The 22,285-nt window shown below is 74.9% G+C and carries 23 protein-coding genes; 5 read left to right on the forward strand and 18 right to left on the reverse strand.

The window, feature by feature from the left end; genetic code table 11:
• Positions 1–92: 92 nt before the first annotated feature.
• Positions 93–2,402 carry a heavy metal translocating P-type ATPase gene (locus ND486_RS05695; RefSeq protein ID WP_251783137.1) on the reverse strand — a complete coding sequence of 770 codons (2,310 nt, stop codon included), beginning with the start codon at positions 2,400–2,402 and terminating at the stop codon, positions 93–95.
• 149 nt (positions 2,403–2,551) lie between these two features.
• Here ND486_RS05695 and ND486_RS05700 point away from each other — a divergent pair, with 149 nt between their 5' ends.
• Positions 2,552–3,238, forward strand: a complete 687-nt coding sequence (locus tag ND486_RS05700) for a thioredoxin domain-containing protein (protein WP_251783138.1) — start codon at positions 2,552–2,554, stop codon at positions 3,236–3,238.
• 37 nt (positions 3,239–3,275) lie between these two features.
• Here the strand turns inward: ND486_RS05700 and ND486_RS05705 are convergent, their stop codons facing one another.
• Complete coding sequence (locus ND486_RS05705) at positions 3,276–3,593, reverse strand: hypothetical protein (protein ID WP_251783139.1); 318 nt, start codon at positions 3,591–3,593, stop codon at positions 3,276–3,278.
• A 48-nt stretch (positions 3,594–3,641) separates the two neighbouring features.
• On the reverse strand, positions 3,642–3,842 hold the full coding sequence (locus tag ND486_RS05710) for a hypothetical protein (RefSeq protein WP_251783140.1): 201 nt from the start codon (positions 3,840–3,842) through the stop codon (positions 3,642–3,644).
• Between the two features lie 239 nt (positions 3,843–4,081).
• On the opposite strand from ND486_RS05710, the gene ND486_RS05715 reads away from it, so the two are divergent.
• Positions 4,082–4,948, forward strand: a complete 867-nt coding sequence (locus ND486_RS05715) for a helix-turn-helix transcriptional regulator (RefSeq protein ID WP_251783141.1) — start codon at positions 4,082–4,084, stop codon at positions 4,946–4,948.
• Here ND486_RS05715 and ND486_RS28855 read toward each other — a convergent pair.
• Both ND486_RS28855 and ND486_RS05725 read right to left on the reverse strand, forming a co-directional pair.
• Entirely contained in the window at positions 4,945–5,208 is a 264-nt protein-coding gene (locus ND486_RS28855) for a DUF397 domain-containing protein (protein WP_308215811.1), read from the reverse strand. The genes ND486_RS05715 and ND486_RS28855 overlap by 4 nt on opposite strands.
• 138 nt (positions 5,209–5,346) lie before the next feature.
• On the reverse strand, positions 5,347–6,291 hold the full coding sequence (locus ND486_RS05725; RefSeq protein ID WP_251783143.1) for a DMT family transporter: 945 nt from the start codon (positions 6,289–6,291) through the stop codon (positions 5,347–5,349).
• A gap of 55 nt (positions 6,292–6,346) precedes the next feature.
• Between ND486_RS05725 and ND486_RS05730 the strand changes: the two genes are divergently transcribed.
• On the forward strand, positions 6,347–6,916 hold the full coding sequence (locus ND486_RS05730) for a CGNR zinc finger domain-containing protein (RefSeq protein ID WP_178376746.1): 570 nt from the start codon (positions 6,347–6,349) through the stop codon (positions 6,914–6,916).
• A 78-nt stretch (positions 6,917–6,994) separates the two neighbouring features.
• Here ND486_RS05730 and pcaD read toward each other — a convergent pair whose 3' ends face one another.
• Positions 6,995–7,762 (reverse strand): 3-oxoadipate enol-lactonase, encoded by a 768-nt coding sequence (gene pcaD, locus ND486_RS05735; protein ID WP_251783144.1) that lies wholly within the window; start codon positions 7,760–7,762, stop codon positions 6,995–6,997.
• Between the two features lie 95 nt (positions 7,763–7,857).
• On the opposite strand from pcaD, the gene ND486_RS05740 reads away from it, so the two are divergent.
• Complete coding sequence (locus ND486_RS05740; protein WP_251783145.1) at positions 7,858–9,333, forward strand: aldehyde dehydrogenase; 1,476 nt, start codon at positions 7,858–7,860, stop codon at positions 9,331–9,333.
• Here the strand turns inward: ND486_RS05740 and ND486_RS05745 are convergent.
• The 3 genes from ND486_RS05745 to ND486_RS05755 form a co-directional block, all read right to left on the reverse strand.
• Positions 9,320–9,460 carry a hypothetical protein gene (locus tag ND486_RS05745; RefSeq protein WP_208826422.1) on the reverse strand — a complete coding sequence of 47 codons (141 nt, stop codon included), beginning with the start codon at positions 9,458–9,460 and terminating at the stop codon, positions 9,320–9,322. The two genes, ND486_RS05740 and ND486_RS05745, sit on opposite strands and share 14 nt — an antisense overlap.
• Before the next feature lie 308 nt (positions 9,461–9,768).
• The gene (locus ND486_RS05750) at positions 9,769–10,419 is read right to left on the reverse strand and encodes a response regulator transcription factor (protein WP_251783146.1); all 651 of its coding nucleotides are present in this window, start codon (positions 10,417–10,419) and stop codon (positions 9,769–9,771) included.
• Positions 10,416–11,552 (reverse strand): sensor histidine kinase, encoded by a 1,137-nt coding sequence (locus ND486_RS05755; RefSeq protein ID WP_251783147.1) that lies wholly within the window; start codon positions 11,550–11,552, stop codon positions 10,416–10,418. The genes ND486_RS05750 and ND486_RS05755 overlap by 4 nt, the downstream gene beginning before the upstream one ends.
• Positions 11,553–11,710: 158 nt before the next feature.
• On the opposite strand from ND486_RS05755, the gene ND486_RS05760 reads away from it, so the two are divergent.
• Positions 11,711–12,436, forward strand: a complete 726-nt coding sequence (locus ND486_RS05760) for a hypothetical protein (RefSeq protein WP_251783148.1) — start codon at positions 11,711–11,713, stop codon at positions 12,434–12,436.
• A 63-nt stretch (positions 12,437–12,499) separates the two neighbouring features.
• Here the strand turns inward: ND486_RS05760 and ND486_RS29580 are convergent, their stop codons facing one another.
• The 9 genes from ND486_RS29580 to ND486_RS05805 all read right to left on the reverse strand — a co-directional run bounded on the left by ND486_RS29580 (position 12,500) and on the right by ND486_RS05805 (position 22,283).
• Positions 12,500–12,958: a Rieske (2Fe-2S) protein gene (locus ND486_RS29580; RefSeq protein ID WP_251783149.1), complete on the reverse strand. Its 459-nt coding sequence runs from the start codon at positions 12,956–12,958 to the stop codon at positions 12,500–12,502.
• A gap of 37 nt (positions 12,959–12,995) precedes the next feature.
• Entirely contained in the window at positions 12,996–14,342 is a 1,347-nt protein-coding gene (locus tag ND486_RS05770) for a DUF6529 family protein (protein WP_251783150.1), read from the reverse strand.
• Positions 14,342–14,896: a hypothetical protein gene (locus tag ND486_RS05775; RefSeq protein WP_251783151.1), complete on the reverse strand. Its 555-nt coding sequence runs from the start codon at positions 14,894–14,896 to the stop codon at positions 14,342–14,344. The genes ND486_RS05770 and ND486_RS05775 overlap by 1 nt, the downstream gene beginning before the upstream one ends.
• 1 nt (position 14,897) lies before the next feature.
• On the reverse strand, positions 14,898–15,830 hold the full coding sequence (locus ND486_RS05780) for a hypothetical protein (protein ID WP_251783152.1): 933 nt from the start codon (positions 15,828–15,830) through the stop codon (positions 14,898–14,900).
• Positions 15,827–16,801, reverse strand: coding sequence for a DUF4142 domain-containing protein (locus tag ND486_RS05785; RefSeq protein ID WP_251783153.1), 975 nt, complete (start codon positions 16,799–16,801; stop codon positions 15,827–15,829). Before ND486_RS05785 ends, ND486_RS05780 begins: the two co-directional genes overlap by 4 nt.
• Positions 16,802–16,818: 17 nt before the next feature.
• On the reverse strand, positions 16,819–18,195 hold the full coding sequence (locus ND486_RS05790) for a ferric reductase-like transmembrane domain-containing protein (protein WP_083658629.1): 1,377 nt from the start codon (positions 18,193–18,195) through the stop codon (positions 16,819–16,821).
• Between the two features lie 630 nt (positions 18,196–18,825).
• On the reverse strand, positions 18,826–19,620 hold the full coding sequence (gene trpA, locus ND486_RS05795; protein WP_208823784.1) for a tryptophan synthase subunit alpha: 795 nt from the start codon (positions 19,618–19,620) through the stop codon (positions 18,826–18,828).
• Positions 19,620–20,882 (reverse strand): tryptophan synthase subunit beta, encoded by a 1,263-nt coding sequence (gene trpB / locus ND486_RS05800; protein WP_208823786.1) that lies wholly within the window; start codon positions 20,880–20,882, stop codon positions 19,620–19,622. The genes trpA and trpB overlap by 1 nt, the downstream gene beginning before the upstream one ends.
• 159 nt (positions 20,883–21,041) lie before the next feature.
• Entirely contained in the window at positions 21,042–22,283 is a 1,242-nt protein-coding gene (locus tag ND486_RS05805) for an MFS transporter (RefSeq protein ID WP_307799602.1), read from the reverse strand.
• Positions 22,284–22,285 lie beyond the last annotated feature (2 nt).

Raw genomic sequence — 22,285 nt, forward strand, 5'->3', positions numbered from 1 at the left:
AGCCGCGGGACGGGGCGCCGTATTCCGGCGACCACGCCCGTCCACACCCTCCGGCGGCCGTCCACACCCGCTGCGACGGGTGTGGGGACCGGTCAGGGGGTGTGGACCGTGGGCTCCACGTAGTCGGTCGACTCCTCGCCGACCGGGGTGCGCGTCCCGCCGAGGGTGCCGTCGGCCCAGCTCGCCGCCTTCCGCAGCCGCAGGCTGTTGGTGACCACCAGGAACGACGACAGCGCCATCGCGGCCCCGGCGAGCAGGGGGTTCAGCAGGCCCGCCATCGCGATGGGGATCGCCGCGGTGTTGTAGCCGAACGCCCACCACAGGTTCCCGCGGATGGTGCCCATCGTGGCGCGGGCGAGCTCGACGGTCGCCGGGAGCACGCGCAGGTCGTCGCGCACGAGCACGACGTCGGCGGCCTCCAGGGCGACGTCGGTGCCCGAGCCGACGGCGATGCCCAGGTCGGCCGCGGCGAGCGCGGCGGCGTCGTTCACGCCGTCGCCGACCATGGCGACGGTGCGGCCCTGCGCCTGCAGCGCACGGACCTGGTCGACCTTGCGGTCGGGCAGCGCCCCGGCGACGACCTCGGTGATCCCGCAGGCCCGGGCGACGGCGTGCGCCGCGGCGGGCCGGTCACCGGTCAGCAGCACCGGGTGCAGCCCCATCGCGACGAGCTCGGCCACCGCGACCGGTGCGGACTCCTTCACCGGGTCGGCCAGCGCGACCAGCCCGGCGAGGGCGTCGTCGACGTGCACGGCGACGACGGTGTGCCCGGCCGCCTCCCACTCCGCGAGCCGCGGCGCGAGCGCGCCCGTGTCCTCCGGGGGTCGCCCGACGGAGACGGTGCGGCCGTCGACGGTGCCGCGGGCACCGAGCCCGGGCAGCGCGACGAAGTCCTCCACCGCCGGGACGTCCGGCCCGGCGTGGGCCCGGATCGCGGCGGCGATGGCGTGTTCGGAGCCGCTCTCGACCGCGGCGGCGCGGGCCAGCACCTGCGCCGCGTCCGTACCCGGGAGGGCGGCGACCTCGACCACGGCCATCCGCCCGGTCGTCAGCGTGCCGGTCTTGTCCAGGACGACGGTGTCGGCGGCCCGGGTGGTCTCCAGCGCCCGGTGCCCCTTCACGAAGATCCCCAGCTCGGCGCCGCGGCCGGTCGCGACCATCAGCGCGGTCGGCGTCGCCAGCCCCAGCGCGCAGGGGCAGGCGATGATCACCACGGCGATCGCGGGCGCCAGCGCGCCGGCCCAGCCGGCGCCGGCCAGCAGCCAGCCCCCGAGGGTGAGCAGCGCCAGTGCCAGCACCACCGGCACGAACACCGACGACACCCGGTCGACCAGCCGCTGCGTCGCGGACTTCTCGGTCTGCGCCCGCTCGACGGCCGCGATCATCCGCGCGAGCCGGGTGTCCGCGCCGACCTGCTCGGCGACGACGACCAGCCGCCCGCCCGAGGCGATCGTGCCGCCGGTGACGGCGTCGCCCGGCCCGACCTCGACCGGGACCGGCTCGCCGGTCATCGCACTCGTGTCGACGGCGGCCCGCCCGGTCTCGACGACGCCGTCGGCGGCGACCCGCTCGCCCGGCCGCACCAGGAAGCGGTCGCCGACCCGCAGCCGTCGCACGGGGATGCGGGACTCCGTCCCCCCGGACAGGACGGTGACCTCGTCGGTCTCCAGTGCGGCGAGCGAGCGCATGACACGCCCGGCGGTACGGCGGGCGCGGGCCTCGAAGTACCGCCCGGCCAGCACGAACGTCGTGACCCCGGCGGCGACCTCGAGGTAGAGCGGGCCGGAGGGGTGCAGCACCGCGTCCCACCCGGTGAGGGTCTGGCGGGTGTCGAGGAAGGCCATCTCCCCCAGCGACCAGGCCGACGCCGAGATCACGCCGAGCGAGACGAGGGTGTCCATCGACGTCGTCCCGTGGCGCAGGTTCAGCACGGCGGTGCGGTGGAACGGCCACGCCGCCCAGCCGACGACGGGCAGCGCCAGCGCGACGACCACCCACTGCCAGTACGGGAAGCGCAGCGACGGGACCAGCGACATCGCCAGCGACAGGTCGGCCAGCGGGATGAACAGGATGAGCGCGACGGCCATCCGGGTCCGCAGCCGTCGCAGCGCGGAGTCGTCGGAGGTGGCCTCGTCGCCGGTGTCGGTCGGGCGGATCTCGGTGGCGCCGTAACCGGCCTTGCGGACCGTCTCGACCAGGGTCGCGACCGGGGTCGCCGACGGGTACCGGACCAGCGCGCGCTCGGTGGCGAGGTTGACGGTCGCGTCGACGCCGTCGAGCTTGCCGAGCTTGCGCTCGACCCGTCCGACGCAGGCCGCGCAGGTCATGCCGTCGATCTTGAGCTCGACCGTACGGACGTCCGTCTCCCCCACGGTCCGGTCCACGGCGCTGTCGGTACTCACGACCCCATGGTTCTACACGCGATCGAAGATCCGCCACCCGGGCCCCTGACCTGCGGCGGACCGGCGCCCCACTGAACCGTTGCGGGGCGACAGGGCGTACAACTGGTCGTCGGGAGTGGGGGTACGCGGACGTCCGAGGAGGAACCCTGATGGCCACCGGGAAGCGGAAGGCGGCGGCGAAGAACCCGCTCACCGCGAGGAAGGGACCGTCGCAGTTCACGGTGATCGCGCTGATCGTCGTGGTGGCCTTCGCCGCGGTCGTCGGTGTCGGCGTCTACTGGAAGAACTCCGGCGGCGGGATCGCGGTCCCGCCGAACGCGTCCGCGCAGGGCGTGACCGTCGGCAACGAGGCGGCCCCGAAGACGATCGACGTCTACCTCGACTTCCAGTGCCCGATCTGCAGGCAGTTCGAGGCACAGGCCGGGCAGACGCTCGACCGGATCGTGTCCTCCGGACAGGCGAAGATCGTCTACCACCCGATCGCCATCCTGGACCGGGCGTCGTCGACCCGGTACTCGACCCGTGCGGGCGCCGCGGCCGGATGCGCCGCCGCGGCCGGGGTGTTCCCGCAGTTCGAGAAGGAGCTCTACGACAACCAGCCCGCCGAGGGCGGCGCCGGGCTCCCGAACGAGCAGCTGGTCGCGCTCGGGCAGAAGGCCGGCGCGGGCGGCGACTTCGCCCAGTGCGTCGACGACCAGCGCTACGCGCCGTGGGTCACCCAGATCACCCAGCAGTCGCTGCGCGACGGCGTGTCCGGCACCCCGACCGTGAAGGTCGACGGCACCCAGGTCGACGCGACCCCGCAGGCCGTCGCGCAGGCGGTGGCCGCGGGCTGAGGCCCGGGGCCGCCGGGGTGCGACGACGGGACGCGGGTCAGGGAGCGGTGCCGCCCGCCGCACGCCACCGACGGACGGCGTCGGTCACCGCGGGACCGAGCGACCGCGACAGGTTCCGGTCGCGATACGGCGAGCGGCTGTCGCGCAGTACCGGCGCGTCCGCGTTGATGTCCTCGGCGAGGCGGCCGAGGTAGGCGTGCCCGCCCGCCTCGTGTGCACGGCGCTCGCCGTCGTCGAGCTCGACGAGCATCGCGTAGCCGATGAAGCTGTGCTCGCAGTTCACATCGAGGTAGTGCCGGTCGCCGTCGCGGAGCAGGAACCACCAGTGCGGCTCGTGGTCGACGACCTCCATCACGCCCCGCAGCGTAGGGGACCCGGTCGGCCCGGAACGCCTGTCGGCAGGTCAGCCGGGCCGACGCAGCGGGCAGTCCAACCGGGGACAGCTGCGGAGGAGCAGCTGCCGTTCCTCCCAGCGGTCCCGGCGTTCGGCGGCGACCCGCTTCCACTGACGTCGCTGGCTCTCGGTGTCCATCGACATGCCGATGAGCACGGAGAACCAGACGAGGGCGAGGACTCCGCCGACGAGGATCAGCGAGGTGGTCATGGTGTGCCACCTCCGCTCCGGTGCAGCGGGGTGGGGATCTCGGGACCGTGTGTGGTGCCGTCATGGTCGTGCATGGCGCACCCCCTTCAGCGGTGGTGACCGCTGTCCAGGATCTGGGAGTCGAGTATGCGGTGCGAACGCCCGGATGCACCAGACTGAAAGCAACATCCGGTCTGCAATTGCATCCGGACTAGCATCGCCAGGGACCATCCGCAGGAATCACCGGAGGACGCGTGGTCATGACCGCGGCACACGGCCCACTCGTCATCCGCAAACGTCTGGGCTGGGCCCTGAAGCAGCTCCGCGTGGCGCGCCATCGGCAGCTCTCGGAGATCGCGAAACTCCTCGAGGTGTCGGCCTCGAAGTTGTCCCGCATCGAGACGGGTCAGGTGGAACCGAAGTTCCGTGACGTCCGCGATCTGCTGGAGATCTACGAGGCCTCGGACACCGAACGCGATCGCATTCTCGGATGGGCGAACGACGCGAAGGCTCCGGGCTGGTGGGAGCCGTTGGGTCCTGCTCCGTCCGGGGTGGACCTCAACATGCTCATCTCGTTGGAAGCCGAGTCGCGCGCCAAGAGCACCTTCAGCATCCCGATCTCCGGACTGCTGCAGACCGAGGACTATGCACGATTGCTCCTGACCGAGGTGTTCGCCGGGCAGGAGCACGTCGAGATCGAACGCATGGTGGAGATCCGGATGGGTCGTCAGAATGTGATCGAACCGGACCGGACAGAGGCACCACCCCTCGAGCTGCACGTCCTGCTCGACGAGGTCGCCCTGCACCGGTGCGCCGACGAGGAGGTGCTGCGGGCACAGATCGGCGAGCTGATCCGCCGGGGCGACCAGCCCAACATCACGCTGCAGATCCTGCCGTTCCGCGCCGGCTGGACCAGCGCGACCAGCACGTTCTCCGTCTTCACACCTCGCCACCCCGAGACGGACTGGCCGATGGTCAACGTCGAGGGCACGGAGAACGACGTCTTCATCGACACTCCACAGGCCGTCGCCGACTACCAGCAGATCTGGCAGCGGCTCCTCGACCGGGCCATGTCCCCGGACGACAGCCGGAGGATGCTGGATCGGAGATTCGCGGGACGGTCCTAACCGCGCAGGCGGTCGAGGTCGAACTCGCCGTTCTTGACCCCACGGACGAAGGCCGACCACTCGTCGTCGGTGAATCCGACGACGACCGCCTCCGCGGTCGTCGACCGGACGCGCACGCCGATCGCGTCGGCCGCGACTGCCACGCATTCACCCTTTGCACAGAAGGAACTGGTGACGAACTGACCGTCGGACACTCTCGACCTCGGCTTCGCATCTCGCCGGTCGGGGCCGGCAGCACTGTCGGCGAGGGGGAGCAACACCGACGTCTCGCACAACGAGTGGGGGGCCGGGCGAGTTGTTCACTCGTTCGTTCCGGGCGCTCGGTCCGTTAGCGGCATTCCGCAGCCGTCGCCCGCCCGTGACACAGGACCGACAGCGGCAGTCGGACGACACGGGGTTCAGCCCTGGGTGGCGATCTCACTCGGCGTCGCCGCCACCCGGTTCTCCGCCCGCCGGATCAGCACGATCCCCCCGAGGATCAGCACCCCACCACCCACCTGGACCAGGGTCGGCACCTGCGCGATCAGCACCCAGGCCGCCAGCACCCCGAACATCACCTCGGACAGCCCCACGAACGACGCGACGCGCGTGTCGAGCCGGCGGATGGCGATGATCCCCGTGAGGTACGGCAGCGCCGTCGCGAGCACGACGAGCATCCCCAGCAGCACCGGCCAGGGCACGTCGACGCCCGCCAGCCGGCCGCTGGACTCCCCCACCCGCCACGGCGTGATGCCCAGCAGACCGGTCACGGTGAGCGTCACCGCGCCCACGACCATCGCCCCGGAGATCATCAGCAGCGGCGGGACACCGCCCTCGTCGTCGCCGCCGGGCAGCAGGAAGTAGACGCAGACGCACACCGCCGCGCCGAGGCCCCACAGGATTCCCGTCAGGTCGACGCGCTGGGGTCCGAACGGGTCGACGACCAGCACGAGCCCGGCGAGCGAGACCAGGCAGCCGACGAGCGTCACCACGGCCGGGGTGCGCCGGGTCCGCGCCCAGGTCCAGCCGACGAGCAGCACGGGTGCGAGGAACTCCAGCAGCAGCGCGACGCCCACCGACAGGTGCTGCAGCGCCTGGAAGAAGCACAGCTGGACACCGGCGACGGCGGCCAGGCCGTAGAGCAGGACCTTGCGGGCGTTCGGCGCGCTGAGCGGGTACCGGCGCAGCATCACGACCGTGACCGGGAGCAGCAGGACGGCGGCGCCCGCGATGCGCAGCAGCGTCGTGAGTCCGGGCGACCAGCCCGCCTCCAGGAACGCCGCGCCGAGCGGTCCGGAGAAGCCGTACGCGGCGGCCGAGACCAGCGCCCACATCAGCCCGCGGACCATGTGATCCCGTGTCACGACCGAAGTACCCATAGACTCCTGACACTAGGAACCGACCATGTCAGGGGTCAACATGGAATTCGCCCATGACACCCAGGTGCTGCTCGCGGCGGCCGCGGCGCTGGTGAACACCCGTCGGGCCGAGCCGGACCCGCTCGACGACGTGCCGGGCTTCGCGGCGTGGCTGGCCGAGCAGCCGTACTCGGGGCGCCGCGCCGGCTCCGACGACGAGCGCCGGGCCGTGCGTACGCTCCGCGAGCGGTTGGCCGGACTGTGGCCCGCCCACGGCGACGACGACGGCCCCGATCGCGACGGCACCGTCACGCTGGTCAACGCGATCCTCGCCGAGACCGACGCGCGCCCCCACCTCGCGCGGCACGACGGCTGGGACTGGCACCTGCACGTCACGCCCCAGGACGCGCCGCTCGCGGACCGGATGGGCGCGGAGATCGCAATGTCGGTCGTCGACCTGGTGCGCGGCGACGACCTGTCCCGGCTGCGTCGCTGCGCCGCCGAGGACTGCGACGCCGTGCTGGTCGACCTGTCCCGCAACCGGTCCAAGCGGTTCTGCGACACCGGCAACTGCGCGAACCGCGCGCACGTCGCCGCCTACCGCGCCCGCCGCGCCACCCGGACGCCCTGACACCCCGGCCTCGCCGTGTCGATCAGTACCTGAGAGCGGTGCGCCCCGGTCGGGACCGCGCTCAGGTACTGATCGACGTCAGCTGCCGGTCAGGTGCTCGGTGAGCAGGGCGTTCACCTCGTCGGGGCGCTCGTAGTTCAGCAGGTGTGCCGAGTCGGCGACCTCGGCGTAGCGGGCGCCGGGGATCGCGTCGGCGATCTCGTGCAGCGACGACGGCGGCGTCGCCGGGTCGTCCGCCCCCGCCACGACGAGCGCCGGCACCGACACCGCACCCAGCTCGGCGCGGATGTCGAAGGCGCCGATGGCGGCGCAGCAGGCGGCGTAGCTCTCGTCGTCCGCGGCGCGCAGCATGTCCAGCAGGCTCTGCTCACCGGCCGGGTCTCGCTGCGCCCAGGTCTCGACGTACCAGGTCCCGGGCCGGGAACCGACCATCGCGGCCGTGCCGTCGGCCCGCACGGTCGCCGCGCGCTGCGGCCACGAGTCCGGGTTCGGGAAGCGCGCCGCCGTCGCCAGGACCGCGATGCTGCGCACCCGCTCCCCGCCGTGCACGCCGAGCCACTGGCCGATCGCCCCGCCGATCGAGACGCCGACGTAGTGGAAGTCCCCGATCCCGGCGGCGTCGGCGGCGGCGAGCGCGCCGCGGCCGAGCTCGGAGATCGTGAGGTCACCGGTGACGGGGGCCGAGTCGCCGTGGCCGGGCAGGTCGAACCGGACGCAGCGGAAGCGGTCGGACAGGGCCGCCACCTGGGCGTCGAACAGGTGCAGGTCGGTCCCCAGCGACGGGCCGAACAGCACGGCCGGTCCGTCGGCCGGACCGTCCACGACATGGTGCAGATCGAGTGCCATGTGCCCATCCTGCACCGGCTGCGGATCGCGGCCCGGGTTCGTAGGGTCACCGGCGAGGACGTGCGCCATCGGAGCCGCTGGAGAGAGGACCGTCCATGGCCGAGCTCGAGACCTTCAGGATGCTCATCGGCGGGAAGCCGTCCGACGCGGCGTCCGGCCGCACCTTCGAGACGCAGAACCCGTTCACCGGAGCGCCGTGGGCGACCGTGCCGGACTGCGGCCCCGACGACGTCGACACCGCCGTCGCCGCCGCCCGCACCGCGCTCGACGGCGAGTGGGGCGCGATGACCCCGTTCGCCCGCGCCGCCTGCCTGCGCCGGCTGGGCGACCTGATCACCGAGAACGCCGAGGCGCTGGCCCGGACCGAGGTCAACGACTCCGGGAAGCTGTACCGGGAGATGATCGGCCAGCTGGGTGGACTCGGCGGCTGGTACCACTACTACGCCGGGATCGCCCCGACCATCGAGGGCCGCCAGATCCCGGCGCCGAACCCGAACTACCTGGTCTACACGCGCAAGGAGCCGGTCGGCGTCGTCGCGGCGATCACGCCGTGGAACTCCCCGCTGCTGCTGATGACCTGGAAGGTCGCGCCCGCGCTGGCCGCGGGCTGCACGATCGTCGTGAAGCCGTCGGAGCACTCGCCCGCCTCGACGCTCAGGTGGGCCGAGCTGGTCGAGAAGGCCGGGATCCCGGCCGGTGTGGTCAACGTCGTCACCACGAACGACCGGGACACCGCCGCGCACCTGGCCGGTCACCCGGGCGTCGACAAGGTCGCGTTCACCGGCTCCACCGCGACCGGGCGGTCGATCGCGAAGGCGGCCGCTGCGAACCTGAACAAGGTCACCCTGGAGCTCGGCGGCAAGTCGCCACAGGTCGTGTTCCCCGACGCCGACCTGGAGTCGGCCGCGAACGGGATCATCGCCGGCGTGTTCGCCGCGACCGGCCAGACCTGCATGGCGGGGTCGCGGCTGATCGTGCACGCCGACGTCCACGACGAGCTCGTCCGGCTCGTCGCCGAGCGCGCGGCGACGATCGCGCTCGGCGACCCGAACGCCGAGGAGACCGAGATGGGCCCCGTCGCGAACGGGCCGCAGTACGAGAAGGTCCTCGGCTACCTGGAGACGGCGAAGGCGGAGGGCAACACCATCGCCTACGGCGGTGCCGCGGAGTCCGGGCTGGGCGGCTACTTCGTGCAGCCGACGGTGATCACCGGGGTGACGCCCGAGTCCACGGTCTACCGGGAGGAGGTGTTCGGCCCGGTGCTCGCGGCGCTCACCTTCACCGACGAGGACGAGGCCGTGAAGCTGGCCAACGACACCCCGTACGGCCTGGCCGGCGCGGTGTGGACGAAGGACGTGCACCGCGCGCACCGCGTCGCCGGACGGATCCGGGCCGGCACGGTGTGGATCAACGCCTACCGGGTGGTGGCGCCGAGCGTCCCGTTCGGCGGGTTCGGGCACTCCGGGCTCGGCCGGGAGAACGGCGTCGCGGCCGTCGAGGAGTACCTGGAGAACAAGTCGGTGTGGGTGGAGCTGTCCGGCGGCACCCGCGACCCGTTCACCCTCGGCTGACCCGGGACCCCCGGTCCGGGGACTCCTCCCAGCCCAGCCGTTCGGTCCAGCGCTCGCCGCGGTCGGCACGACGCGGGGCGGGCACGCGGGCGGCGGGGGTGTCGGTACGGGTCTCGGACGTGCTCATGGGGACCTTCCGTCGGCGGTGTGCACCGCCGTGCCCGGGGTCGAGGTCCCGGGCACGGCGGTCCTCCGGCACCGCGGCCAGGACGCGCGGGTCCGGCGACGGGGAGCGTCGCCGGATCCGGCGGCGTGTCGCGCGGCGCGGAAGTCGGGGAGCGACCACGGAACCGGTGCGGACCGCACGCTACGGACCGCCGGGGGCCGCAGTTCGCGAGCTGAGACCCCGACCGGCGGACGTACCCGCGAGCGCGACGGATGGGAATGCGTTCGGCCGTCCGGATCAGTCGCACCCGCCGTTCGCGCGCAGGGTTCTCAGCGGTCGCCGAGCAGCCCGCTCTCGTGGGCGAAGGCGATCGCCCGGGCGCGGTCGCGGAGGCCGAGCTTGTCGAGCACCCGCCCCAGGTGGGTCTTCACCGTCGTCTCGCCCAGGTGCAGGGCGGCGGCGACCTCGGCGTTCGACAGGCCCCGCCCGACCTCGCGCAGCACGTCGGTCTCCCGCGGGGTCAGCCGGGACAGCTCCTCGGCCCGGGCCGACGGGGCGGGGGCCTCGGCGTAGCGGGCGATCACCCGCGGCACGACGGCCGGGTCGAGCTGTCCCCCGCCGGCGGCGATCCGGCGGACCGCGTCGAGCAGCTGCTCCGGCGGGGAGGTCTTGAGCAGGAACCCGGCGACCCGCGCGTGCAGTGCCGCGTCGACGACGGCGTCGTCGTCGAAGGTGGTGAGCACCAGTACCCGGGCGGTCGAGCCCGCCGCGGCGAGCTCCGCGGCGGCGGCGAGCCCACCCCCGCCGGGCATCCGGACGTCCATCAGCACGACGTCCGGGTCGAGGGCCCGCACCCCCCGGACCGCGGAGGCGGTGTCGTCGGCCTCCCCGACGACGTCGACGTCGGTCTCCCCGTCGAGCAGCATCCGCAGGCCCGCGCGGACCAGCGCCTCGTCGTCGCAGAGCACGACCCGGATCACGGTGTCCCCCGTTCCAGCGGGAAGCGGGCGTGGACGGCGAACCCGCCGCCCGGGCGCGGCCCGGTCGTCAGCTCGCCGCCGAACAGCTCGACCCGCTCCCGCATCCCGACCAGCCCGTACCCGGCCCGGTCCGGTCCCGGGGCGCCGGTGCCGTCGTCGTGGACGGAGACGACGAGCGTGCCGTCGGAATGGTCGACGACGACGTGCGCGGTCGCCGTCCCCGCGTGCCGGACGGTGTTGCTGAGGGCCTCCTGCACGATCCGGAACGCCGACCGGTCCAGGTCGTCGGGCAGGTCCCGCAGCCGCCCGCGGACGTCGACGACGACCGGGGTCCCGGCCGCCCGCACGTCGGCGGCGAGCTCCTCGAGCCGGGCCAGCGACGGCGCGGGCTCGGCCGCACCGGGCGCCTCCTCGCGCAGCAGCCCGACGACGCGGCGCAGCTCGTCGACCGACCGGCGGCCCAGCTGCTCCACCGACTCCAGCGCGGTGCGCTCGGCCGACCCGTCGGGCATCCGCCGGCGCACCACCCCGGCCTGCAGAGTCATCACCGACACGGTGTGGGCGACGGCGTCGTGCAGCTCCCGGGAGATCCGCACCCGTTCCTGGGCGACGGCGGCCTCGGCCAGCGCGTCGCGCTGCGCGGCGAGCTCGGCGGTCATCGCCCGCAGCTGCACCGACCGCAGCTCCTCGCGGCGCAGCAGCACCCCCATCGCCGTGGCCGCGCCGAGGACGAACGGGTAGAACGCGATCTCCCAGGGCGAGCCGAGCCAGATGCCGACGTAGAGCCCGGCGGATCCGGCGGTGGCGGCGTAGACGCCCAGCGCGATCCGTGCGGTGCACCGGTAGCCGAGGTGGCCCAGCAGCAGCATCAGCGCGATCAGCTGCGCACCGCCCGCGCCGCCACCGAACAGCGGCGGCCACGCGAACGGCACCAGCATCAGCGGCGGCCCGGCGACCGGGACGCGGGCGGCCAGCAGGAACACCGCGGCGACGAACGCGGCCAGCCCCCACGTCGACGGCACCAGACCCACGCCCTCGGGGTCGCCGCCGGCCTCGGCCAGCACGGCGCCCGCGCACAGCCCGGCCGCGGGCACGGCGAACGCCCACGGCATCGACGGCTTCGGCAGGCGCACGCCCGCGACGCTAGCGGCGATCCGGGCCCTGCGGATCCTCTCCGGGGCCCGCCGGGTCGGCCGGCCGGGACGATCCGCCGGGGCAGGGTCCGGCGGCATCGTCGTCGCTGCTCAGGGCGCCGCGACCGGCGGGCCCGCCGAGGACGGGGAGTCCACCGATGTCCACCACCACGCCCGCCACCGCCGTTCCGGCCGACGCCGCCACCGACCGGGCCGCGGCCTCCGTGTGGCCGCTCCGGATCGCGGGTGGCCTGCTCGTGCTCACCCCGCTGCTCGTGGCGGGCGGGTTCGCGACCTCACCGCCGCAGGCGAGCGACTCCGGGTCCGACTACGCCGCCTCGCTCGGCGCGGACCCGGTGATCACCGGGATCTCCGCGGCCTTCCTGCACTACGGGTGGGTCGCCCTGGTGTTCGGGGCGTTCGCCGCGGTGGCGATGGTGCGGGGTCGCCGGGGCCGGGGCCTGACGACCGTCGGTGCGGCGGCGACGGCCTTCGGCGCGGTGCAGATGTCCGGGCTCCTGCTGAGCGACCACTACCTGGCGTCGATGTCGAACCGGGTCGGACCCGACGTCGCGGGTGCGGTGCTGGAGAGCCTCGACGCGGGCGTCCCCTGGGTGCAGGTCTGGCTGCTCACCGGGAAGGTGTTCGGCCTGCTCGGGCCGGCCGTGCTGATGGCCGGGCTGGCGCGGGCGGGCGTCATCGGCTGGTGGGCGGTGCCGGGCTGGCTCGCGATGTGGTTCCTCGCGCCGATGCTGGGCTCGATGGTCGGCGTCGTCGCGACGGCCGCGCTGACCGTGTTGTGCGGCGCCCCGCTGGTGGTGCTCGGTGTGCGGATGATCCGGCGCGGGTCCCCGGACGTCGTCGCGGCGGGCCGGGCGGTCTGACCGCATTCGACGGCGGGCCCGCACACCGGGGGGGTGTGCGGGCCCGGCGTCACGCCGGGACCGTCAGGCCAGGACCACCTGTCCTCCCTCGACCCGCACCGGTCGCGAGGTGAGCGGGGCCCGGGCGGGGCCGTCGAGCGGGGCCCCGTCGGAGACGGCGAACAGGCTGCCGTGGCAGGGACAGGAGATGCCGGCCGGGGAGACCTGGTCGACGAGGCAGCCCTGGTGCGGGCAGGTCGCGTCGAACGCCAGGACGGTGTCCGCGTCCGGGCGGGTCACGACGACCTTCTGCTCGGCGAAGACCCGGCCGCCGCCGACCGGGACGTCGTCGACGGCGGCGATGCCGGCCGGTGCCGCGGCGGCGCTGCTGCTCGGGGCGGCCGCCGCGGGGGCGGGGGTGGTCGGTGCGGGCGCGGCGGGTGCCGTGTCGCGCGGGGTTCCGTAGGTGGCGCAGCCCGCGGCGCAGCAGGCCACGGCGGCACCGGCGCCGGCGAGGAGCCGGCGGCGCGGGATCGGGGACACGGGGGACCTCCGGGGGACGGTGGGAGCGGTCGGGGGGTCAGAACGACAGGCCGTGGCCGGCGAAGAACCACAGCGCCGAGGTCAGCCAGACCCCGGCGAGGACGGCGAGCAGCACCCCGCCCGCGACGGCGAGCAGCCACCCCGGCACGCCGGGGCGGCGCAGGAGCAGCATCTTGGTGACGAACGCGCCGTAGAACAGGCAGCCGAGCGCGGAGTGCAGCAGCGCCGACGTCGTCGCGCCGGACCAGCCGAACGCGTAGAGGCACTGCACGGCGACGGGCACGGTCACCAGCACCGCGGCGCGGCCCGACCAGCGGTGCGCGACCGCGGTGACCGGGTCGGCGTAGCCGCGCATCATCATCCGGCCGGTGACGCCCTGTACGATCGCGAGGACCAGGGCGGCCGAACCGAGCCACGCCTTGGCCGCGGCGCCGCTGGAGAAGCCGGCGAGGTTGACCGCGACGCCGGTGCCGACGTGCTGGCGGGCCCAGACGCCGAGCGCGACCGCGATCAGCGACCCGACCACGACGGGGACTGCCACGACTCGCCACGACAGGCCCTCCGCCGGGACCGCGACGTCGTGGGCCGCCTCGGCGTCGGGGCGGCGACGGGCGCGCGCCGGGTCGGGTGCCGTCGCGCGGGACCGTCGACGGCCGGGGCCGCGCCGACCGGGCCTGCGGGCGGGGCCGTCGTCGCCGTCGGCCCGGTCGCGGACGGCGGGGCGTGCGGGGCGCTCGCGGTACGCGGCGGCCGGGTCCTCGGCCGGGGCGCCGGTACGGACGTCGGCGCCGGCGGTCGCCCCGTCGCCCGTCCCGTAGCCCGTCCGGTCGTAGCGGCCGGGTTCGGCGTAGCCGGCGAGCGGTTCGTAGGCGTCGGGGTGGTCGGCCGTGCCTGCCGGCCGGCCACGGTGGTCGGCGTGGTCGGCGTGGTCGGACCAGTGCAGCCGGGCCGCGCCGGCGGGCCGGGAGCGGCCGGGGGTGCTCCCGGACCAGGCCGTGTCGTCGGCGCCCTCGGACCATCCGGAGGGCGGGTCGTCACCGGCGGCCCGGCGCGGGCGGCCGGGACGCGCGGCCCCGGCGGCGGGCGCCGGGCGGCGCGGCGTGGTGACCCCGTGGGCGCCCGAGCCGCCGCCCGGGGGCGGGGTGAGCGGGCCGGTCGGGGTGAACAGGTCCCCGGCGACGGCGTCACGGCGACGGTCGGCGGTGCCCGCCCACCGGTCCGCGCCGCCGTCGGGGTCGTGGTCGGGTGCCCAGGACGGCTCCGGGACGGCGGCCCAGCCCCCGCTGTGCCCGGGGCCGCGGGGGCTCGGGATGTCCGCGGAGACCGGGGCGAACCCGACCGGGTCGGTGAGCTCGCGGTCCGCGTGCCGCGCGCGGGGGGACATCAGTACCCACCGCCGTAGCCGCTGCCGCCGGTGGACGGGGCCGGCGCCTCGGCCGGGGCATCGGCGGGTGCGGGGGCCGGCGTCGCGGCCGGGGCCGGGTCGGAGGCGTCGGTCCGGGTCGCGGTGAAGTCCCAGGACCTCCCGTCGGCGCGGGCGGTGCCGGTGGCGACGCCGTCGGCGACGGTGTACTCGACCTCCGCGCCGTCCTCTCCGGTCAGGCGGGTGGTGCCGCCGGGGGTCGCGGTGCCCTTCGTCCAGGACTCGATGCCGCGGTTGTCGCAGACGTAGGCCTTCACGGCGCCGTCGGTGACCCAGATGTCGACGGTGACCTTCCCGTTCGTCGACCGGCCCTTGTAGACGACCTCGCCGGTCGCGGCCGGTGCCGGGGCGGCCGTCGGAGCGGGCGCCGCCGGGAGGGCGGACGAGCCGGCGGCCTGTTCGACGGCGGCGGGCAGCGGTTCCGGTTCCGCGGTGAGCACGACGTTGGCCGTCGCGGCCCCGGCGGCGACCGCGCCCACGGCGACCATGGTCAGGAGGGGTCCGGAGAGTCGCATGTCAGCCCACCTCGATCCGGACCGAGTCGAACGCGGGCGTCTGGTTGGCCCGCTGCATCATCGGGGTGCGGTGCGACCCGTCCCCCGCCCACGACGAGCACTGCAGCTCGCCGGTCTGCTCGACCCCGGGCACGTCGATCGTGACGCTGTCCGGCCGTGCGGCTCCACCGCCGTCCTCGGTGGCCTGGAAGAACAGCGGATCGGGCGACGAGTCCGGTGCCTCGCCCGGGTCGGGCAGGATCCGGCAGGCGGTGTGGAAGTGGCCGCGCTGGAGTCCCTGGCCGTCGAGCAGGGACGCCTCGGCGTAGTAGCCGCCCTGGGCCGCGGGGAGGAACCGGTCGCGGACCAGGTTCCGGGTGCTGACGGTCAGGCGGAACGACTCCCCGGGCCGGACCTTCGTCGGGGCCTGGGTGATGAGCAGCGACGGGCTGCGGTCGGCGTCGGCGACCTCGCCGAACGCGGTGGACACGCAGCGGGGCGCCTTCTGGAAGCCGTCGTGGGCGGTGAGCCGGCTGCCGGAGCAGTCGACGGCGAGGATGTCGAGCGCCGACTGCGCGCCCTTCTTCTCCCCGTCGCCCGCGCCGCCGGCACCCTGGTCGGCCGAGCCGCCACCGGCCCCGGCGCTGTCACCGGCCCCGTCACCGGAGCCCGATGAGCCGGAGCCCGATGAGCCGGAGCCCGTGTGCCCGGCGTGGTCGTGCTCCCCGCCCCCGGAGGAACTCCCGGATCCGGAGGCACCCTCGGAGGAGCCGGAGGAGCCGGACCCTCCGGACGAGCCGGTCGAGTCGGACGGCCCGGAGGCGACGTTCGCCGGCCGGTCGCTCCGGTCGGCGGAGGCGGCCCCGGCGGCGTACGCGGCGGGCCCGGCGACGAGCAGGCCCAGGGCGAGCGCGGTGACCGCGATCGTCCTGCTGCGGCTGGTGGTGGATCTCATCGGTATCGGCTCCTCGGGGCGGTGCGGTGCGCTCCGGTGGTGCGGGAGGGCGGCGCTCCGGTGTCGGTGTCCAGGTCGAGGTCGTGGGGGGTGGCGTCGGTGAGGCCGGGCCCGGGATCGGGCTGCGGCCGGACGGGTGGCACGTGCGCCAGCTCGTCCCAGGGGTCGGGTGGGCCGACCGGCAGGGCCCGCCGGGCGCCGTCGCGGGGGTGGCGCGGGGCGGGGACGAGGGCGGCGGCCGGGCCGGGGGCCGGGCGGCCGCGCCGGTGCAGGGTCATGAGCAGCCCGCCCGCGGCGAGCAGCGCGACCCCGACCACCAGCGCCGGCACGACGACGTCGGACGCGGTGCGGGTCCCGGTCGGCACCGGGTCGGGCGGGGCGGGCAGCGCCGCGTAGTCGACCAGACCGGTCGACTCCAGATAGCCGATGTGCCGGGTGACGTACACCGACGCCTCGTTCGCGAACTGCCGCATGAGCTCGTTGCGGGTGCCGACCTTGACGTCGGTGATCACCGGTAGGACCGAGCCGTGCGCGGCGCGCAGGATCTGCACGAACTGGCGGTCGTAGTCGGTCCCGGTGCGGGCGGTCAGGTCGTTCATCCAGCCGATCTGCTGGTCGTTGGGCCTGCTGGGCAGCAGGACCCCGAGCTGTTCGGCGGTGGAGCGGACCAGCTCGTCCAGGTCGTGGTGCTCGACGCCGAGCTTGCGGGCGACCTCGCGGACGGCGGGCGAGGTGGCCTGCTGCTCGCCCTGCTGCCCGGTCGGGGCCTCCCAGAGACCGGCGAGGCGCACCTTCTGCAGCAGGTCGCGGTCGGCGGGGCCGAGCGGACCCCACCGGGTCTGCGTCCATCCCTGCTGCTGGTCGGTGGCGGCCGACGTCGCCACCCAGTACTGGGCGAGCACGACGGCGGCGACCGCGGCCAGTGCGGCGAGCACCGACCAGCGGAGCGGGCCGGGGATCCGGCGGGACATGGGTTCTCCTCCCCTTCTCAGACCTGGGCGAACTGCTCGGTGTGCACCCGGTCGTCCGGGACACCGAGCGCGGTGAGGGTGGCGAGGACGTCGCCGACGAGCTGCGGTCGGCCGCAGACGAAGTAGTCGAGCCGGCGGGCCGGGTCGTCGAGGTCGGTCAGGACGGCGGCGAGCAGCGCGGTGTCGATCGGCCCGGTCGCCCCGGACCAGTCCGCCGACGGGCGGCGCAGCACCTCGGTGACCTGCAGGTCGATCAGCGTGCGCAGGTGCGCGAGCTCGGCCCGGAACAGCAGGTCGGCGCGGTCGCGGGCGTGCACGACCAGCCGGTACGGCCGCCGGTCGCCGCGGTCGGCGGCGGTGCGCAGCATGCTCATCATCGGGGTGATCCCGACGCCGCCCGCGATCAGCACGAGCCCGGTGGACGGCACCGAGTCCGGGGTGAACGAGCCGTACGGGCCGTCCACCCAGACCGGGTCGCCGCGGCGCAGCTCGCGCAGCCGCCCGGCGAAGTCACCGGTGTGTCGCACGGTGAACTCGACCCGCCCGCGGTCCGACGCCGACGACGCGATGGTGAACGGGTGCTCCTCGACCGACATCCGCTCCAGCCGCAGCCAGGCGAACTGGCCGGGCCGGAACCACGGCCCGGCGTGCCGGCCGGGCCGGGCGAGAACGAGCGTCGACACGGTCGGGCTCTCCGGGCGCACGACGTGCACCCGGAACTCGCCGGTCGCCGCGCGGGCGCCCCAGCGCAGCACCAGCACCGCGACGAGCAGCAGGCCGAGCCCGCCCAGCACGGGCCCCATGACGGCGTCGCCGACCAGGTTGTTCAGCCACAGCACGTGCAGCGACGACGCGCCGACGACGACCGCGGCCAGGCTCAGGTGCAGCCAGCGCCACACCTCGTGCGAGCCGGACCGGACACCGCGCAGTGCGAGCACCAGCAGCACGACGACCGCGATCGTCGCGAGGGTGGCGGCCTGGCCGCGGGCCGGTGCGGCGAGCGGCACGAGTAGCCCGACACGTTCGGGGTGGTCGGCCACCACGCAGGCGAGGTGCAGCGCGACCAGTACCCCGGCGAGCACGCCGAGCCTGCGGTGCAGGCCGAGCAGGGTCTCCAGGCCGAGGGCGCCGGAGAGCCCGCGCACCCGGGACGGCAGCACCGCGACGATCACCATCGCCGACAGCGCGAGCAGCCCGGTCAGCACCGAGAGCTGGTGCAGCAGCGGCTGCGGTCCGGAACGGAGCATCCAGATCAACGACGGGCCGACGAGGACCGTGACCAGCACGGATCCCCACACCGTGCGGGCGCGGCGGTGCGCCAGCCAGGCGTCGGCGGGCGGCGGGGTGTCCCGCCGCAGGGGTGCGGTGACCGGATGCGGAACCGGGCGGGTCACCGGTCACCGGGCGTGCGCCCGGCCGGTGAGGGTGCCCGCAGCGGGCGGGGGTGGTGGGTGCGCGAGCGGTGGACCGTCACGGACCGGCCTCGGGCCGGTCGCGGGTGCGACGCTACGGTCGGGCGGACGCCGGGGGCGCGTCCGCGCAGGGCGGGGCGGGTCATCGGATCACTCCGGTTCGTGGAACCGGCCGGGTGGGGAGCCCCGGCCACCGCCGCGGCATCCAGGGGGAGCGGGCCGCGGTGCGGTGACACGAACATAGGAACCCCACCGGGACGGGGTTGCGTTCCTGAGAGCGCGCACCGCCGTCCGGTCGTCGGTGTCCGGCGGGCGGGGACCGATCGCTCCGGTCGGAGTACGGACGTACGACCGACCGGCGCGATGACTCTCAGGGACACGACGTTCACCGCGCGCGACCACCGCTGGTCCCGCGCAGTCGGCCTCCGGCGGCGCGATCGCGCACGCCGGCACAGCCGGAGACGGCAGCCCCGGGCACCCCGGAGCCCGGCGGGACCGCTGCGGACGGCCGGTCGATCGGCCGGTGGACGGTCGGGAGCTGCGACCGACGGCCCGGAGACACCCGACGGCCGCGCCCGCCCACGCGGGGCGGACGCGGCCGGTGGAGGAGGGTCAGGCGGAGACGCGCTCCGCGGCGCGGACGCCCTCGGCGAGCTCGCGGGCGAGCGACTCGACCGCGGACGGCCCGCCGGACTCCAGCGCCTGCACGAACGCCGTCCCGACGATGACGCCGTCGGCGTAGCCGGCGACGTCGGCCGCCTGTTCGGCGGTGCGGACGCCGAGGCCGACGCACACCGGCAGGGTCGCGACCTCACGGGTCCGGGCGACCAGGTCGCGGGCCTCGACGCCGACCGAGCGGACGCCGGTGACGCCCATCAGCGACGCCGCGTAGACGAACCCGCGGCTGGCCTCGACGGTCATCCGCATCCGCTCGGGGGTGGTCGTCTGCGCGACGAGGAACACGCGGTCCAGGTCGTGGGACTCCGAAGCGGTCAGCCAGTCCTCGCAGTCGTCGGGCAGCAGGTCCGGGGTGATGAGCCCGGAGCCGCCGGCCTCGGCGAGCTCGGCGGCGAACCGCTCGACGCCGTAGCGGTCGATCAGGTTCCAGTAGGTCATGACCAGCGCCGGGGCGCCGGCGTCGACGACCGCGCGCACGGCGGTGAACGCGTCCCGGCTGCGGGCGCCGTTGTCCAGCGCCTGCTGGGTGGCGCGCTGGATGACCGGGCCGTCCATCAGCGGGTCGGAGTAGGGCAGGCCGATCTCGACGACGTCGACGCCGCCCGCGACCATCGCCCGCATCGCCTCGACCGAGCCCTCGACGGTCGGGTAGCCGACCGGCAGGTAGCCGACCAGCGCGGCCCGGCCCTCGGCGCGGACCTGCTCGATCCGCTGCGCCACGCTGCCCATCAGACCGCTCCGTCCGTCACGGCGTTGCCCTCGTCGTCGATCAGCTGGAAGTACTTCGCGGCGGTGTCGACGTCCTTGTCGCCGCGGCCGGACAGGTTGACCAGCACGACCTTGCCCTCGCCCAGGCGCGTCGCCTCGCGCAGCGCACCGGCCAGCGCGTGCGCGCTCTCGATGGCCGGGATGATGCCCTCGGTGCGGCAGAGCAGGCGGAATGCCTCCATCGCCTCGGCGTCGGTGACCGACTCGTAGCGGGCGCGCCTCATGTCGTGCAGCCACGAGTGCTCCGGGCCGACGCCCGGGTAGTCCAGGCCCGCGGAGATGGAGTGCGAGTCGCGGGTCTGGCCGTCCTCGTCCTGGAGGATGAAGCTGCGCGAGCCGTGCAGGACGCCGACGTCACCGCCGCCGATCGACGACGCGTGCCGCGGGGTGTCGACGCCGTCGCCGCCGGCCTCGAAGCCGACCAGCTCGACGGAGGTGTCGTCGAGGAACGCGTGGAAGATGCCCATCGCGTTGGAGCCGCCGCCGACGCAGGCGCAGACCAGGTCGGGCAGGGCACCGGTGAGGTCCTGGACCTGCTGCCGCGCCTCGACGCCGATGATCCGCTGGAAGTCGCGCACCATCGCCGGGAACGGGTGCGGCCCGGCGACCGAGCCGATGAGGTAGTGCGTGTCGGCCACGTTGGTCACCCAGTCGCGCATGGCCTCGTTCATCGCGTCCTTGAGGGTCCGCGTGCCCGAGGTGACCGGGCGGACCTCCGCTCCGAGCATGCGCATCCGGGCGACGTTGAGCGCCTGGCGCTCGGTGTCGACCTCGCCCATGTAGACGACGCACTCCAGGCCCATCAGGGCGGCGGCCGTGGCCGAGGCGACGCCGTGCTGGCCCGCACCGGTCTCGGCGATGACCCGGGTCTTGCCCATGCGCTTGGTGAGCAGCGCCTGCCCCAGCACATTGTTGATCTTGTGCGAGCCGGTGTGGTTCAGGTCCTCGCGCTTGAGCAGGATGCGCGCGCCGCCGGCGTGCGCGGCGAACCGCGGCGCCTCGGTGACCAGGCTCGGGCGGCCCGAGTAGGTGCGGTGCAGCTCGGCGAGCTCGGCCTGGAAGGCCTCGTCGGACATGGCCGTGTGATAGGCCTGCTCGAGCTCGTCCAGCGCGGCGACCAGCGCCTCCGGGACGTAGCGGCCGCCGAAGCGGCCGAAGTACGGGCCGGTCTGGTCGACCAGCCGCGCCGTGTCCCCGGCCGGGGGAAGGGCGGTGTCGGTCACGAGTACTCCCTGACGGATCGAGGACCCCGATCTCGGGCCGCCGCCGGGCGGGGATGCGCCGGGAGATCGGGCGGTCACGACGGTACACCGGGCCCACGACGACGGACGCGGCACCGGGGGCTCTCATATATCAGCGGCCCGGCGCCGCGCGGGCGGGACTCAGACGTAGCGCGGGCGTCCCGCGACCCAGCCCAGCACCATCTCGGCGACGATCACCGCGCCGAGCAGCACCAGCGATGGCGTCCAGGACCCGGTGAGCCCGTGCAGGATCCCGAACAGGAACGGGCCGGTCGCGCCGATGAGGTAGCCGAAGCCCTGCGCCATCGCCGACAGGTCGGTGGTCTCGGCGGCCTCGCGGGTGCGCAGCGCGATCACGCCGAGCCCCAGCGGGAAGACCGCCATGCCGACGCCGAGCAGGACCGTCCACAGCCAGGGCGCGGCGGCCGGGGCGATCGCGAGCCCGGCGACGGCGGCCAGCGAGCAGCAGGCGAGCCCGACGATCCAGCCCGACTGGGACGCCCGGTTCAGCGCGATCGGCGGGATGACGAAGCTGAGCGGGATACCGATCAGGTTGATCAGGGCGAGCATCAGCCCGGCGTCGGTGCGGGTGACCCCGACCGAGACGAACAGCTCCGCGAGCCACCCCATCGCGACGTAGGCGACACAGGCCTGGAGCCCGAAGAACGCGGTGACCACCCAGGCCAGCGGGCGGCGCACCATCGGGCGCCGCTCCCCCGCGTCGGTGCGCACGACCGGCTCCGGCTCGCCGTGCCGGGCCCCGATCGTCCAGACGACCAGCGCGGCCAGCGACAGCAGCGCCCACGCCCCGACCGCACCGCGCCAGCCGCCGAGCAGCGGCTCCAGCGGCGGCGTGAACGCGGCGCCGATCCCACCGCCCGCGGCCAGCGCGGCGGTGTAGACGCCGGTGACCCGGCCGACGGCGTGCGGGAAGGACTGCTTCACCACGACCGGGATCAGCACGTTGCCGATCGCGATGCCCGCCGCGGCGACGAAGGTGCCGCCGAGCACGACCCACGGGCCGTCGACGACGCGCAGCACGAGCCCGGCGGTCAGCACCGCCATCGCGAGGCCGATCGCGCGGGCCATGCCGAGCCGGCGGGAGAGCAGCGGGGCGGCGATCGCGGCGAGGCCGAAGCAGATGGTGGGCACCGCGGTGAGCACACTGGTCCAGACCGCGGAGGCGCCGAGGCCGTCACGGACCTCGCCGAGCACCGAGGACATCGAGGTCACGGCCGGGCGGAGGTTGGAGGCGGCCAGTGCCACCCCCACGACGAGCAGCGGGGTCCCGACGAGCGCACCGCGGCGCGACGGCCCGGTCTCCTCGGCCCGTCCGGTGGCGATGGTCTCCTCCGCGCGTGTCTCCTGCTCAGCAATGCTCACGA

This window comes from Pseudonocardia sp. DR1-2 (genome assembly GCF_023717215.1).
Lineage (GTDB): Bacteria > Actinomycetota > Actinomycetes > Mycobacteriales > Pseudonocardiaceae > Pseudonocardia > Pseudonocardia alni.